The 13,869-nt window shown below is 70.4% G+C and carries 9 protein-coding genes and 1 pseudogene; 6 read left to right on the top strand and 4 right to left on the bottom strand.

Translation table 11 applies throughout. The annotated features are described in order from the left end of the window. The first annotated feature begins 28 nt into the window (after positions 1 to 28). Both AC3IYI_RS20375 and AC3IYI_RS20370 read left to right on the top strand, forming a co-directional pair. Positions 29 to 1,076, top strand: a pseudogene (locus AC3IYI_RS20375) (aldo/keto reductase). A gap of 263 nt (positions 1,077 to 1,339) precedes the next feature. Further along, positions 1,340 to 2,137, top strand: coding sequence for a hypothetical protein (locus AC3IYI_RS20370; protein WP_489405126.1), 798 nt, complete (start codon positions 1,340 to 1,342; stop codon positions 2,135 to 2,137). Between the two features lie 3 nt (positions 2,138 to 2,140). Here AC3IYI_RS20370 and AC3IYI_RS20365 read toward each other — a convergent pair whose 3' ends face one another. The 3 genes from AC3IYI_RS20365 to AC3IYI_RS20355 all read right to left on the bottom strand — a co-directional run bounded on the left by AC3IYI_RS20365 (position 2,141) and on the right by AC3IYI_RS20355 (position 5,683). Continuing rightward, positions 2,141 to 2,953, bottom strand: a complete 813-nt coding sequence (locus AC3IYI_RS20365; protein ID WP_489405125.1) for a hypothetical protein — start codon at positions 2,951 to 2,953, stop codon at positions 2,141 to 2,143. Between the two features lie 148 nt (positions 2,954 to 3,101). Continuing rightward, the gene (locus AC3IYI_RS20360; RefSeq protein WP_489411599.1) at positions 3,102 to 4,352 is read right to left on the bottom strand and encodes a metallophosphoesterase; all 1,251 of its coding nucleotides are present in this window, start codon (positions 4,350 to 4,352) and stop codon (positions 3,102 to 3,104) included. Between the two features lie 215 nt (positions 4,353 to 4,567). Then, positions 4,568 to 5,683: a LacI family DNA-binding transcriptional regulator gene (locus AC3IYI_RS20355; RefSeq protein WP_243331194.1), complete on the bottom strand. Its 1,116-nt coding sequence runs from the start codon at positions 5,681 to 5,683 to the stop codon at positions 4,568 to 4,570. 362 nt (positions 5,684 to 6,045) lie between these two features. Between AC3IYI_RS20355 and hisC the strand changes: the two genes are divergently transcribed. Next, positions 6,046 to 7,128: a histidinol-phosphate transaminase gene (hisC, locus tag AC3IYI_RS20350; RefSeq protein WP_489405124.1), complete on the top strand. Its 1,083-nt coding sequence runs from the start codon at positions 6,046 to 6,048 to the stop codon at positions 7,126 to 7,128. Positions 7,129 to 7,145: 17 nt separating this feature from the next. Here hisC and AC3IYI_RS20345 read toward each other — a convergent pair whose 3' ends face one another. Beyond that, the gene (locus AC3IYI_RS20345) at positions 7,146 to 7,514 is read right to left on the bottom strand and encodes a cyclophilin-like fold protein (protein WP_243331197.1); all 369 of its coding nucleotides are present in this window, start codon (positions 7,512 to 7,514) and stop codon (positions 7,146 to 7,148) included. 190 nt (positions 7,515 to 7,704) lie between these two features. On the opposite strand from AC3IYI_RS20345, the gene AC3IYI_RS20340 reads away from it, so the two are divergent. From AC3IYI_RS20340 to cydD, 3 genes are all read left to right on the top strand, one after another. Then, complete coding sequence (locus AC3IYI_RS20340) at positions 7,705 to 9,210, top strand: cytochrome ubiquinol oxidase subunit I (RefSeq protein WP_489405123.1); 1,506 nt, start codon at positions 7,705 to 7,707, stop codon at positions 9,208 to 9,210. Positions 9,211 to 9,228: 18 nt separating this feature from the next. Then, the gene (gene cydB / locus AC3IYI_RS20335; RefSeq protein WP_489405122.1) at positions 9,229 to 10,230 is read left to right on the top strand and encodes a cytochrome d ubiquinol oxidase subunit II; all 1,002 of its coding nucleotides are present in this window, start codon (positions 9,229 to 9,231) and stop codon (positions 10,228 to 10,230) included. Between the two features lie 63 nt (positions 10,231 to 10,293). Beyond that, positions 10,294 to 13,860, top strand: a complete 3,567-nt coding sequence (cydD, locus tag AC3IYI_RS20330) for a thiol reductant ABC exporter subunit CydD (RefSeq protein ID WP_489405121.1) — start codon at positions 10,294 to 10,296, stop codon at positions 13,858 to 13,860. Positions 13,861 to 13,869: the final 9 nt, after the last annotated feature.

The following is a 13,869-nucleotide window of genomic DNA, read 5'->3' as shown; positions in this document are numbered from 1 at the left end:
CCAACTCCTACAGTGCGGGCCCATGAGCATGCGATACCGAATTCTGGGTGGGACCGGCATCGAGGTCAGCGCGCACTGCCTCGGCACGATGATGTTCGGCGCGGTGGGCAATCCGGATCACGAGGAGTGCGCGCGGATCATCCACGCCGCGCTCGATCACGGGATCAACTTCGTGGACACCGCGGACATGTACTCCGCCGGGGAGTCCGAGACGATCGTGGGCAAGGCGCTCAAGGGCCGACGGGACGACGTCGTGCTCGCGACCAAGGTGCACTTCCAGATGGGCGAGGGCCGCAACCGCAGCGGGAACTCCAGGCGCTGGATCGTGCGTGCCGTCGAGGACAGCCTGCGCCGCCTGGACACGGACTGGATCGACCTCTACCAGGTGCACCGGCCCGATCACGGCACGGACGTCGAGGAGACCTTGTCCGTCCTCGGCGATCTGGTCCGGGCCGGCAAGATACGGGCCTTCGGCTGCTCCACCTTCCCGGCCGAGGAGATCGTCGAGGCGCACCACGTCGCCGAACGGCGGGCTCTGCCGAGGTTCCGGACCGAGCAGCCGCCGTACTCGATCCTCGCGCGGGATCGAGAGCAGTGTGCTGCCGGTGGCCCGGAGGTACGGGATGGGCGTCCTGACCTGGAGCCCGCTCGCGTCCGGATTCCTGAGCGGGAAGTACCGGCTCGGCGGTGCCATCGACATGACCTCGGGGCGTGCGGCGCTCACTCCCGCCCGGTTCGACCCCGCGATTCCGGGCAATGTCACGAAGCTGGAGGCCGTGGAGCAGCTGGTGGAGCTCGCCGACTCCATCGGCTGCACGCCTCCCGAGCTGGCGGTGGCCTTCCCGTTGGCACATCCCGCCGTCACCTCTGTGATCATCGGGCCGCGGACCATGGAGCAGCTGGAATCACTGGTGAAGGGCGCCGGACTGGTCCTCGACGACGCGGCCCTCGACCGGATCGACGAGATCGTGGAGCCGGGACGGAATCTGTACCACCCGGACGGAGCCTGGCGCTCGCCGGCGCTGGCGGATCTCGCGCAGCGGAGGCGGGTGCTGGGAGACCGGTCCGCCGGTTAGGCGGGCGAACGCTTGGATGTTTCACGTGAAACAGAGACGGGTGTTTCACGTGAAACATCCTGCGCCGGATGGCAAGGCCGTGCGCAGACCCGTGTGGCCGTGCGGCAGGCCGCCAAGTGGCGGTGTTCACTGGGCCGTTCCGCTGACCGTTGGGCGCGCCGGTCGGACTCGCGGGGTCGAGGTCCTCAGGATGACCCGCGGAGCCCGGTCATATTTCCGGACTTCGCAGGTCGATTCGATCCGGTGTCTGCGAGGAGCGGTACATGAGTTCTGAGAACAAGGCCCGTACCTACCTGGGGCCGTTGCCCCGACGGGCCGGCTGGCTGACGGGAGGCACGCTCGCCACGGTGGCGCTGGTGCTGGGCGGCCTGGCGTCCCCTGCGGTCGCGATGGCCGAGGCGTCGGGGAGTCCGGACCACTGCAAGTCCCAGCGCCACAGAGCGGGCGTGCCGACGGCGGCTCACGGCGACGACTGCAAGGTGGGCCCGCGGGGGCCCAAGGGCAAGACGGGGGCTACAGGACCCGCCGGGCCCAGGGGCGCGACGGGTCCGCGGGGCGCGACGGGCCCGACGGGTCCGCGGGGTGCGACGGGCGCGACGGGTGCTACCGGGGCGACCGGCGCCACGGGCGCGACGGGTGCCACCGGGCCGTGCAGTGACATCGACAGCTACGCGCCTTCGGGCACGGAGGAGTTCCACGCCGCGCTCAGCGGTGGTCACACCTACGCCGGCATCGCCTCCGCCCTGGGTGCCGTGCCCGTCTGGACGGATGTCTCCGGCCTCAACAACTACCCCAACAGCGCAGCCACCGGGTTCGCCTGCGGAGTCTCCATCTCAGCCCAGGGCCCCAACGCGTACATCAAGGTGCTGACGACCACCCGGCGGGTGTTCCAGCTGCACCTCGCGGTCAACGGCCCGAACTTCATTCCCGATGCCAGCTGGACGGAGCTGTCGCCGGGTCCGGCGCCCGCCTTCCGGTCCAAGGGCGTCTCCAAGGGAGACATCGCCTGGAAGGGAGACCTCGGCTACGCGGGTCCCCCGAACAGCCTCCACACGAAGTAGCCGTCACTCCGGCCCGGTCTCCGGGCCGCCGAAGTCCGGGCTGGTGAAGTCCGGAGACGTGTAACCGGGACGGGGCCCCTGCGCCGGGGCCCCCGGACTGGTGAAATCGGGACGGGTGTATCCCAGGTTGGGGATGCGCCCGGCTCCCGGCTTTCGGGGGGCCGGGAAGCCGGCCCCCGCGCTGGGATCGGCCAGCGCGTCCCGGAGGAACGGCACGATGCCCCGCTCCAGCAGGGCGTTGCGCCAGGCTTCCCGGGCCCGCGCCACCTCGTCGGGTACCGCCTCGGTCTCGTCCGCCGCCACCTCGGTGGAACTGTTGCGGACGGCCGTCACGAGCAGCCCGATCACGGCGAAGAGCAGCGCGGCGGCGGTGAGCCCGCCGAAGAGCCAGCCCGCCGTCAGCATCGTGTCGGCGAAGGCCGGTTCGGGTTCGATCATCTTCAGGATGTAGCCCACCAGCAGGAAGATCAGCATGGCGGTGCCGGCCAGGACGGGCGCGAGGACCGCGACCACGGCGCTGATGCCCGCGCCGCCGCCCTGCCCGTCGTCCTCCTCCCCCGTCGTTCCGGGGGTGGACAGGATCTCGTCCTGCCGTTCCTTGCGGACCTTCACGTAGTGGTCGTACTCGGCTGCGGCCGCGGCCGTCAGCAGCGAGGTGGCCCCCATGGCCATGGTGCGCAGCTGTTCGGCGTTCAGCCGTTCGCCGAGCGCGGCGAGTTCGGGCCGGGCGCTCGCCGTGCGCAGCGCCTCGTCGAGGAGCCGATCGAACTCCGGTCGGTCTTCGGTGAGCAGGTGCGGAGCGCTGGTCATGTGCATCCCCCGATGCTCCGTGGGGACCGGTATGCCCGCGTAGAACGGGGCGCCGGCACAAACGGAGGAGAGCCTGCTACGGATAGAGCGATGGTAGAGCGCCCACGCCGTGCGTCGACAGGGGCTTTCCGGAAATACCCAGCTCCGGGAAGCCTCAGTCGTTCAGCGGGAGTTGCACGACGAGCAGTTTGCCCGCCATCGTCACGCCACCGTCCATGGCGATGGCCAATCCTTCCGCGTAGACGTGGGGGCCGACGACGGCCTCCGGACCGTGCGCCCCGTCGCCGTCCTCGGTGCCCACCTCGCCCAGCAGGTACGGGATGGGGCTGTGGCCGTGCACGACGCGACTGCCGCCGTAGGTGCCGATGAGCTCGCGTACGGCCTGGGGGCCGGTCTCCTCGTCGCGGAAGGCGAAGCGCTTGGTGAACTTGCGGAACAGGTCCCAGGTGATGTCGGCGTCGTTGCGGTTGAGCAGCTCGTGGATGGTGTCGTTGACGTCCTCGACCGAGTCGCCGTAGTCGAGGTAGGCGGTGGTGTCGGAGTGGAGGAGCAGGTGGTCCTCCACCAGGACGGCCGCGTCCAGCCGGGACATCCACTGGAGGTGGACGTCCTGCAGCCGGTCCATGTCGGTGCGCTGGCCGCCGTTGAGGAGCCAGGCGGCCTGGAAGGTGGCGGTGCCGGCGCCGGAGACGATGGGGGTGTCCCCGAACCGCTTGGCGCCGATGAGCAGCAGTTCGTGGTTGCCCATGAGGGCCTTGCAGTAGCCGCCCGCGGCGGCGGCTTCGGCGGAGAGCCGCATGACGAGGTCGATGACCCCGATGCCGTCGGGGCCGCGGTCGGTGAAGTCGCCGAGGAACCAGAGCCGGGCGTTGCCGGCGGACCAGTTGCGGTCGGCGTCGATGAGCCCCTGGAACTGCAGTTCGGAGACGAGTTCGTCGATGTAACCGTGGACGTCCCCCACGACGTACAGCGGGCCGGGACCCCCCTCGTCCGGGGTCTCCTGGGGGACGTACTGGATCTGGACGGTGTCGCCGGGGCCGCCGAGCCCGATGACGGGGAGGTCGCGCTGCGTCGGGGTGTACCCCTCGGGGTCGCTGTCCTCGGCGACGTGGCCCATCGGGCGGCCGGGCTCGCCGAGGACGCCGGCGGCGCCGTACGCGGCTTCGTGGCCGTACCCGTGCTGCGCGGGGACGGGAGCCGGACCCGCGTCGTAGTAGGCGGGGTACTCGCCGTAGACGGGGGCGTCCGCTCCGAACCCTGCGGGGCCGCCCGATCCGGCTGCTGCGGCCCCCGGGGGGACCGTATGCGAGGCGGGTTCGGCGACCGGCAACCGGAAGTCCCGCTCGGTGTCCGTCCGCACCGCGGGTCCCTGACCGGCCCCCTGAGTCATCGACCCCTCCACCACCGTCGCGCTGCCGTACACCTGCGGACCCTCCCGCCTTCGGGGCTGAGGATCCGTGATGTCGTGCGCCCATCATAGGAATGCAGCTCGCGCTCTGTGACGCACCAGGGGTGGTGAATCCTGGGCGGAGCTGGTCCTTCCTACCGGTTTCTCCCGATATCGGTGTTGCTGAAATCCTCGGCGGGGCCCCAGGCCCCGCCGTTGGGCCGGCGTGGTGGTCAGTCCTGTGCCGGGGATCGGGGCGGGCTGACGGTCGTACGGGGCTGCCTGCGCTGGGACGAGGTACGGATGATCAGCTCGGTCGGGATGACCTGTTCGACGGGTCCGCCCGTGTCGACGCCCTCGATGGCGTCGATGAGCAGCTGGACGACGGCGGTGCCGATGCGGCGCGGTTTGAGGGACAGGGTGGTGATGGGCGGTTCGGTGTTGGCGTACACGGTGGATTCGCTGCAGCACACGAGCAGCAGATCCTCGGGAACACGCAGGCCGTAGCGCCGGGCGGCGGCGAGCAGGTCGGTGCCATTGGGGTCGAACAGGCCGTAGACGGCGTCGGGCCGGTCGGGCCGGGCGAGGAGCCGGTCGGCGGCGACGGCGCCGGCGCACGGATCGTGGGCGGGGTAGGACTCGTAGACGGGGTCCTGGCCCACGCGCTCACACCAACGCAGGTAGGCCGTGGTGGAGAGCCGGGTGTAGGTGTCGGTGGTGGTGCCGGTCAGCAGCCCGATGCGGCGGGCTCCGGCGGCGGCGAGGTGGTCGAGGAGGCCCAGTACGGCGGCCTCGTGGTCGTTGTCGACCCAGGCGGTGACGGGGAGTGAGCCGGCGGGGCGTCCGTCGGAGACGACGGGCAGACCCTGGCGGACCAGTTCGGTGACGACGGGATCGTGGTCGGAGGGGTCGATGACGACGGTGCCGTCGAGGGCCACGTTGGACCAGACGTCGTGTCGGGAGGTGGCGGGGAGGATGACGAGGGCGTAGCCGCGAGCGAGCGCGGCGGAGGTGGCGGCCCTGGCCATCTCGGCGAAGTACGCGAATTCGGTGAAGGTGAAAGGTTCATCCCCGTACGTCGTCACGGTCAGGCCGATGAGGCCCGACTTGCCGGTACGGAGGGTGCGGGCCGCCGCGGAAGGGCGGTAGCCCAGCCGGTCTGCGACCTCGCGAACGTGGCGGCGGGTGGCGTCCGGCAGTCGTCCCTTCCCATTGAGGGCGTCGGAGACGGTCGTGATCGAGACGCCCGCCGCGGCGGCCACGTCCCTGATGCCCGCCCGGCTTTGTCGGCCGGCGGCCCGCCGGGTGGTCTCGGTCCGGCTCACCTGATGCTTCCCTGCTGCTGTCATGGCGAGCCGATAGTAGGGCGCGGTGGGCAGGGCGGTCCGGATGCATATGCACGCGTTGACAGGCACGATTCTGCACGGTTCGCCACCCCCAATGACCTTGGAAATGAAGGTGTTTGGTTGCAAAGGGTGTCGGGTGCCCTTGTCGACGGGACCGTGCATGCCAAAACGGTGCGCTCTCGTCCTCTGCTCAACTCACCTGTACGAGGGACGCGCGCCACGGCGCAGGCCACCGGCGCACGCATATATGCGTGCGCTCTCCCGCATTCCAGGCGCCTGCCGTTCTCGGATGGACGGAATCCTCATAAGGTGAGGAGTATTGAGTCGACGGCGACGTCGTACGGGACGGTCGAGGAGGACCTGCGGTGAGCGAGAAGAGCCCGAAGCTGCGCGCCGAGCTGGACGGCATCCCCACCTACAAGCCCGGGAAGCCCGCGGCAGCGGGCGGTCCGGTCGCGTTCAAGCTGTCCTCTAACGAGAACCCGTACCCGCCCCTGCCTGGGGTGCTGGAGAGCGCGGTCGCCGCGGCGGGCCACTTCAACCGGTACCCCGACATGGCGTGCACGGGCCTCGTGAACGAGCTCGCGGATCGTTTCGGGGTCCCGGTCGAGCACATCGCCACCGGCACCGGCTCGGTCGGCGTCGCCCAGTCGCTGATCCAGTCGACGGCGGGTCCCGGTGACGAGGTCATCTACGCCTGGCGGTCTTTCGAGGCTTATCCGATCATCGTTCAGATCTCGGGTGCGACCTCGGTCCAGGTCCCGCTGGCCGAGGGGGACGTGCACGACCTGGACGCGATGTTCGAGGCGATCACCGACCGGACCCGCCTGATTTTCGTCTGCAACCCCAACAACCCCACCGGCACCGCGGTGCGCCGTGCGGAGCTGGAGCGGTTCCTGGACCGGGTGCCCTCCGACGTCCTCGTCGTCCTCGACGAGGCGTACAAGGAGTTCGTGCGCGACGTCGAGGTTCCGGACGGCATCGAGCTCTACCGCAACCGCCCCAACGTCGCCGTGCTGCGTACCTTCTCCAAGGCGTACGGGCTCGCCGGCCTGCGCGTCGGCTTCGCGGTGGCGCACGAGCCGGTGGCCGCGGCGCTGCGCAAGACCGCGGTGCCCTTCGGCGTCAGCCAGCTCGCCCAGGACGCGGCGGTCGCCTCGCTGCGGGCCGAGGACGAGCTGATGGGCCGGGTCGGCTCACTGGTGAGCGAGCGCGCCCGGGTCCACGGGACGCTGCTGGCCCAGGGCTGGACGGTGGTGCCCGAGACGCAGGCCAACTTCGTGTGGATGCGGCTCGGCGAGCGGACCGCCGACTTCGCGGCGGCCTGCGAGAAGGCCGGCGTGGTGGTCCGGCCCTTCGCGGGCGAGGGCCTGCGGGTCACGATCGGCGAGCCCGAGGCGAACGACCTCTTCCTGCACACGGCGGAGGCGTTCTTCAAGGAGATGTAGCGCTCCCGGGACTGGTGTCAGGCCAGTTCCACGCGGATGGGGTCGCCGTCGCGGACGGTGGCCAGCAGGCGGGGGTCGCCGTCGAACGAGCCGAGGACGTTGCACGGGCTCGCCAGGCGGCTCTCGCCTCCGCGGGAGATCGGGGTGGGGCCGTAGGGCAGCGCGAGCGCGTCGCCCTCGGTCCAGAACGCGACCGTGCCGGGCTCGACGACCTGCTGGGCGTCGTGCTCCAGCGCCACGGAGACGCCGGTGTCGAAGTAGACCTCCTCGCCCCAGGTGTTGGCGGAGGCGGAAATGGGGAGTGCGTCGGCGAGCGCCTTGGCGGTCGGGGTCTCGTCGAGCGTTGCGGTGAGCTGGCCGGCGGGCCAGAGGAATCGAATCTTCATGGGTCGTATTCAACAATCTGTTGAATTTATTCGCTAGGGGGGACCCCCCCCTGAAAGATGCCGACAGCAGTGCGACATAATGCTTGTGAATGTGAACGCGTTCACAAGCGTCCCTGCTTCGTCCCGGATTGAGTGGGATACAAGAGGCAAACTGCGGCTGTGACCACGGCGAAACGAAGGAGACGATGACGTGGACCTAGCTTTGGCGCCAGAGACCCTGGCGCGATGGCAGTTCGGTATTACCACCGTCTATCACTTCCTCTTCGTCCCCTTGACGATCTCTCTGGCCGCGCTCGTCGCGATCTTGCAGACCGCCTGGGTGCGTTCGGAAAAGGAGAAGTACCTCAAGGCCACCAAGTTCTGGGGCAAGCTCTTCCTGATCAACATCGCGATGGGTGTCGTCACCGGCATCGTCCAGGAGTTCCAGTTCGGCATGAACTGGTCCGACTACTCGCGGTTCGTCGGTGACATCTTCGGAGCCCCGCTGGCCTTCGAGGCGCTCATCGCCTTCTTCTTCGAGTCCACCTTCATCGGTCTGTGGATCTTCGGCTGGGACAAGCTGCCGAAGAAGATCCACCTGGCCTGCATCTGGATGGTCTCGATCGGCACCATCCTGTCCGCGTACTTCATCCTCGCGGCGAACTCCTGGATGCAGCACCCGGTCGGCTACCGGATGAATCCGGAGCGCGGCCGGGCCGAGCTCACCGACTTCTGGCTGGTGCTCACGCAGAACACCGCGCTGACCCAGTTCTTCCACACCATGACGGCGGCCTTCCTGGTCGGCGGTGCGTTCATGGTCGGCATCGCGGCCTTCCACCTCGCCCGCAAGAAGCACATCCCGGTCATGCGGACCTCGCTGCGACTCGGCCTGGTCGTCATGATCATCGCCGGTCTGGGAACCGCCATCAGCGGAGACCTGCTCGGCAAGGTGATGTTCAAGCAGCAGCCGATGAAGATGGCCGCCGCCGAGGCGCTCTGGGACGGCGAGGCGCCGGCCCCCTTCTCCGTCTTCGCCTACGGCGACGTGGAAAAGGGTCACAACACGGTGGCCATAGAGATTCCGGGCCTGCTGTCCTTCCTGGCCAACGACGACTTCACCTCGTTCGTCCCGGGCATCAACGACGTCAACAAGGCCGAACAGGAGAAGTTCGGGCCCGGTGACTACCGGCCCAACATCCCCGTCGCCTACTGGGGCTTCCGCTGGATGATCGGCTTCGGCATGGCCTCGCTCGGCGTCGGCATGCTGGGGCTCTGGCTGACCCGCAAGAAGTTCTTGCTCCCGCCGGGGCTGCGCACCGGTGAGGAAGAGGTCCCGCACCTGGTCCTCTTCAAGAAGGCGCTGAGCCCCAAGTTCACGAACTGGTACTGGATCATCGCGCTCTGGACCATGGGCTTCCCGCTGATCGCCAACTCCTGGGGCTGGATCTTCACCGAGATGGGCCGTCAGCCCTGGGTGGTCTACGGGGTCCTGCGCACCAGGGACGCGGTCTCGCCGAACGTTTCCCAGGGTGAGGTGCTCACCTCGATGATCGGCTTCACGCTGCTCTACGCCGTGCTCGCCGTGATCGAGGTCAAGCTCCTCGTGAAGTACGTCAAGGCCGGCCCGCCCGAGCTCACCGAGGCCGACCTCAACCCGCCGACCAAGATCGGCGGGGACGACAAGAACCCCGACCGGCCGATGGCCTTCTCGTACTGAGGCTGAGGAGACCACACCATGCAACTCCACGACGTCTGGTTCGTGCTCATCGCCGTTCTCTGGATCGGCTACTTCTTCCTGGAGGGCTTCGACTTCGGAGTCGGCGTCCTGACCAAGCTGCTGGCCCGCAACCGCACGGAGAAGCGGGTCCTGATCAACACGATCGGGCCCGTGTGGGACGGCAACGAGGTCTGGCTGCTCACGGCCGGAGGCGCGACCTTCGCCGCCTTCCCGGAGTGGTACGCCACCCTCTTCTCCGGCTTCTACCTGCCGCTCCTGATCATCCTGATCTGCCTCATCATCCGCGGGGTCGCCTTCGAGTACCGGCACAAGCGGCCCGAGGACAAGTGGCAGACCAACTGGGAACACGCGATCTTCTGGACTTCGCTGATCCCCGCGTTCCTGTGGGGCGTGGCCTTCGCCAACATCGTGCGCGGAGTGAAGATCGACCAGGACATGGAGTACGTCGGAACCTTCTTCGACCTGCTCAACGTCTACTCGATCCTCGGCGGCCTGGTCACCCTGACCCTGTTCACCTTCCACGGCGCGGTGTTCACCTCGCTCAAGACGGTCGGTGACATCCGGGACCGCTCGCGCAAGCTGGCCACGCAGCTCGGGGTGGTGACCGCCGTCCTGGCGCTCGCCTTCCTGACCTGGACCCAGGTCTCGCGCGGTGACGGCTGGAGCCTGATCGCCATGATCGTGGCGGTAGTGGCCCTGGTCGGAGCCCTCGGCTTCAACCTCGCGGGCCGGGAGGGCTGGTCCTTCGGGCTGTCGGGGGTCACCATCGCGGCGGCCGTCGCGATGCTCTTCCTGACGCTGTTCCCGAACGTCATGCCGTCCTCGCTGAACGATGCCTGGAACCTCACGGTCACCAACGCCTCGTCCAGCGCGTACACCCTGAAGATCATGACCTGGTGCGCGGCGGTGGCGACCCCGGTCGTCCTGCTCTACCAGGCGTGGACGTACTGGGTGTTCCGCAAGCGCATCGGCACGCAGCACATCGTCGACGTGCACTGAGCCGCTCGGCCGGCTCGCCCGCTCCGCTCCGCTCCGCCCGTTCCTGCCTGGGGGATGTTTCACGTGAAACCGATCGACCCGCGCCTGCTTCGGTACGCCCGGTCCACCCGCCTCTTCCTGGGGGCGGTGGTGGCCCTCGGGCTCGCCGGGGCGGGGCTGGTCGTCGGTCAGGCCATGCTGATCGCCGAGATCGTGGTCGGTGCCTTCGAGGACGGACTGGACGGCGGAGCCCTTCGGACGCCCCTGCTGCTGCTCGCGGCGGTGGCGCTCGGCCGGGGTCTGGTCGCCTGGCTGACCGAGCTGGCCGCGCACCGGGCGAGCGCGGCGGTCAAGTCGGAACTGCGCGGCCGGCTGCTGGAGCGGGCGGTGGACCTCGGACCCGGCTGGCTGAGCGGACAGCGGACGGGTTCCCTGGTGGCCCTGGCCACCCGGGGAGTGGACGCCCTCGACGACTACTTCTCGCGGTACCTGCCCCAGCTGGGGCTCGCGATCGTCGTCCCCGTGGCGGTGCTCGCGAGGATCGTCACCGAGGACTGGGTGTCGGCGGCGATCATCGTGGTCACGCTCCCGCTGATCCCCCTGTTCATGATCCTGATCGGCATGGCCACCCAGTCCCGGATGGACCGCCAGTGGCGGCTGCTGTCCCGGCTCTCGGGGCACTTCCTGGACGTGGTGGCCGGTCTGCCGACCCTCAAGGTCTTCGGCCGTGCGAAGGCGCAGGCGGAGTCCATCCGCAAGATCACCGATGACTACCGGCAGGCGACGATGCGCACCCTGCGCATCGCGTTCCTGTCCTCCTTCGCGCTGGAACTGCTGGCGACGCTGTCGGTCGCGCTGGTCGCCGTGACCATCGGCATGCGGCTCGTCCACGGGGAACTGGACCTCTACACCGGGCTGGTCATCCTGGTCCTGGCGCCCGAGGCCTACCTGCCGCTGCGCCAGGTCGGGGCGCAGTATCACGCGGCGGCGGAGGGACTGGCCGCCGCGGAAGAGATCTTCGAGGTGCTGGAGACCCCGGTCGCCGCTTCGCACGGGACGGGCTCCCCTGCGGTCTCGGGACTGCGAATCGAGCTCGACGGGGTGGCCGTACGGTACGACGGCCGGGGCGAGGACTCCCCCGGACCCGTATCGCTGACCGTGGAACCGGGCGAATGCGTGGCCCTCACCGGGCCGAGCGGCGCGGGCAAGTCCACGCTGCTGCAGGTGCTGCTGGGCTTCGTGACGCCGAGTGCGGGCCGAGTCCGGGTCGGGGGCGTGGACCTGGCCGGGCTGGCGCCCGAGCAGTGGCGGGAGCGGATCGCCTGGGTGCCCCAGCGGCCGCACCTGTTTGCCGGGACGATCGCGGAGAACGTACGGCTGGCGCGGCCCGGCGCCGCCGCGGCCGAGGTGACCGCCGCCCTGGTGGACGCCGGGGCATGGGAGTTCGTACGGGCCCTGCCGCGAGGGGCGGACACCCTTCTCGGCGAGGGCGGGGTCGGACTGTCCGCCGGGCAGCGCCAGCGCCTCGCGCTGGCGCGGGCGTTCCTGGCGGACCGGCCGGTGCTCCTGCTCGACGAGCCGACGGCGGCCCTGGACGGCGAGACCGAGGCGGCCGTGGTGGAAGCGGTACGCCGCCTCGCGGTCGGGCGGACCGTCCTGCTCGTGGTGCACCGGCCGGCGCTGCTTGCGCTGGCCGACCGGGTCGTCAGGGTCGGGACCGGCCCCGCCGTGCCCTCCCCCACCGCCCCCCTTCCCACCGTGCGGGCGGGACAGACGGCGGCGGGACCGGCGCCGCGCGATCCCGGCGAATGGATCCTCGGGGACGCTCCGGAGCGGGCGGGCGGTACGGGCGGCGGCGACGGCGGCGGCGGCGATCCGCTCAGGCGGGTACGGGGCGTGGCCAAGGCCTGGCAGGGGCGGTTCAGGCTCGGGCTGTTCCTCGGGGCGATGGCCGTCGGCTGCAGCGTCGGGCTGATGGCCGTCTCCGGATGGCTGATCTCGCGCGCCTCCGAACAGCCTCCCGTGCTGTACCTGATGGTGGCCGTCACCGCGACGCGGGCCTTCGGCATGGGACGGGCCGTCTTCCGCTACGCGGAGCGGCTCGTGTCCCACGACGCGGTCCTGCGGATGCTCGCCGACCTGCGCGTCTCGGTGTTCCAGCGGCTGGAGCGCATCGCGCCCGCCGGACTGCGCACCCAACGGCGCGGGGATCTGCTGACCCGGCTCGTGGCCGACGCCGACGCCCTGCAGGACTACTGGCTGCGCTGGCTGCTGCCCGTCGGCACCGCGGCGCTCGTGGGCACCGGCTCCGTGGCGTTCACCGCCTGGCTGCTGCCCGGGGCCGGTGTGGTGCTCGCCGTCGGGCTCCTGACCGCCGGTGTCGGGGTACCGCTCGTCAGCGCGGTCTGCGCCCGCCGCACGGAACGCCGGCTCGCGCCCGCCCGGGGCGAGCTCGCCACCCGTGTGGCAGATCTGCTGACCGGAACCGCGGAGCTCACCGTCGCCGGAGCGCTCGGCGGCCGCAAGGCCGCCGCGAAGGACAGCGACCGCACCCTCACCGGGATCGCGGCCCGCGCGGCCGCCGTCACCGGGCTCGGGAGCGGGCTGTCGGCCCTGGTGACCGGACTGACCGTGGTGTGCGCGGCCGCCGTCGGGGCCAACGCCGTCGCCGGGGGCCGGCTGTCCGGGGTGGCCATGGCGGTGGTCGTCCTGACCCCGCTGGCCGCCTTCGAGGCCGTCAGCGGGCTTCCGCAGGCCGTCCAGTACCGCCAGCGGGTCAGGCGCAGCGCCGAACGGGTCTACGAAGTCATCGACACCCCCGTCCCGGTCACCGAGCCGGAGCGGCCCGAAGCCCTGCCCGCCTCGCCCTTCCCGCTGCGGCTGACGGGGCTCGCCGCCCGCCACCCCGGGCAGGAGAGGGACGCGCTGCACGGGCTCGACCTGACCCTGGAGGCGGGCCGCCGGATCGCGGTCGTCGGGCCCTCGGGAGCGGGCAAGACCACGCTGGCACACGTCCTGCTGCGCTTCCTGGACCAGCACGAAGGCTCGTACACCCTGGGCGGGACCGATGCGCGCGCCCTCGACGGGGACGACGTGCGCCGGGTCGTGGGCCTGTGTGCCCAGGACGCGCACATCTTCGACAGCTCGGTACGGGAGAACCTGCGCCTGGCCGCCCCGGGGGCCGACGAGGCGCGGCTGCGGGAGGCCCTCGCCGCGGCCCGGCTGCTGGACTGGGCCGAGGGGCTCCCGGACGGGCTGGACACGCTGGTCGGCGAGCACGGTGAGCGGATCTCCGGCGGTCAGCGCCAGCGTCTCGCGCTGGCACGGGCGTTGCTCGCGGACTTCCCGGTCCTCGTCCTGGACGAGCCGGCCGAGCACCTGGACCTGGCCACCGCCGACGCGCTGACCGCGGACCTGCTGGCCGCGACCGAGGGCCGCACCACCGTGCTGATCACGCACCGGCTGGCCGGCTTGGAAGAGGTCGACGAGGTACTCGTCCTGGACGGCGGTGCGGTGGTCCAGCGCGGTGCGTACGCGGAGCTGGCGGCGGCCCCCGGTCCGCTGCGCGGGCTGCTGGAGCGGGAGCGGGAGGCGGACCTGACGGCCGGCTCCGGGCAGGCTCGACTTTCCTCGCTAAACGGGACTAACTAGGCTCAAGGG

The organism is Streptomyces sp. GL_148 (assembly GCF_057834205.1).
Note: the sequence above shows the minus strand (reverse complement) of the source record. Positions and strands in the feature narration are given on the sequence as shown.

Coding starts and splice junctions, on each gene's coding strand:
- AC3IYI_RS20370 (WP_489405126.1), top strand. CDS start 1,340: ATGAGTTCTGAGAACAAGGCCCGTACCTACCTGGGGCCGTTGCCCCGA.
- cydB (WP_489405122.1), top strand. CDS start 9,229: ATGCAACTCCACGACGTCTGGTTCGTGCTCATCGCCGTTCTCTGGATC.
- AC3IYI_RS20345 (WP_243331197.1), bottom strand. CDS start 7,514: ATGAAGATTCGATTCCTCTGGCCCGCCGGCCAGCTCACCGCAACGCTC.
- AC3IYI_RS20355 (WP_243331194.1), bottom strand. CDS start 5,683: ATGACAGCAGCAGGGAAGCATCAGGTGAGCCGGACCGAGACCACCCGG.
- AC3IYI_RS20365 (WP_489405125.1), bottom strand. CDS start 2,953: ATGCACATGACCAGCGCTCCGCACCTGCTCACCGAAGACCGACCGGAG.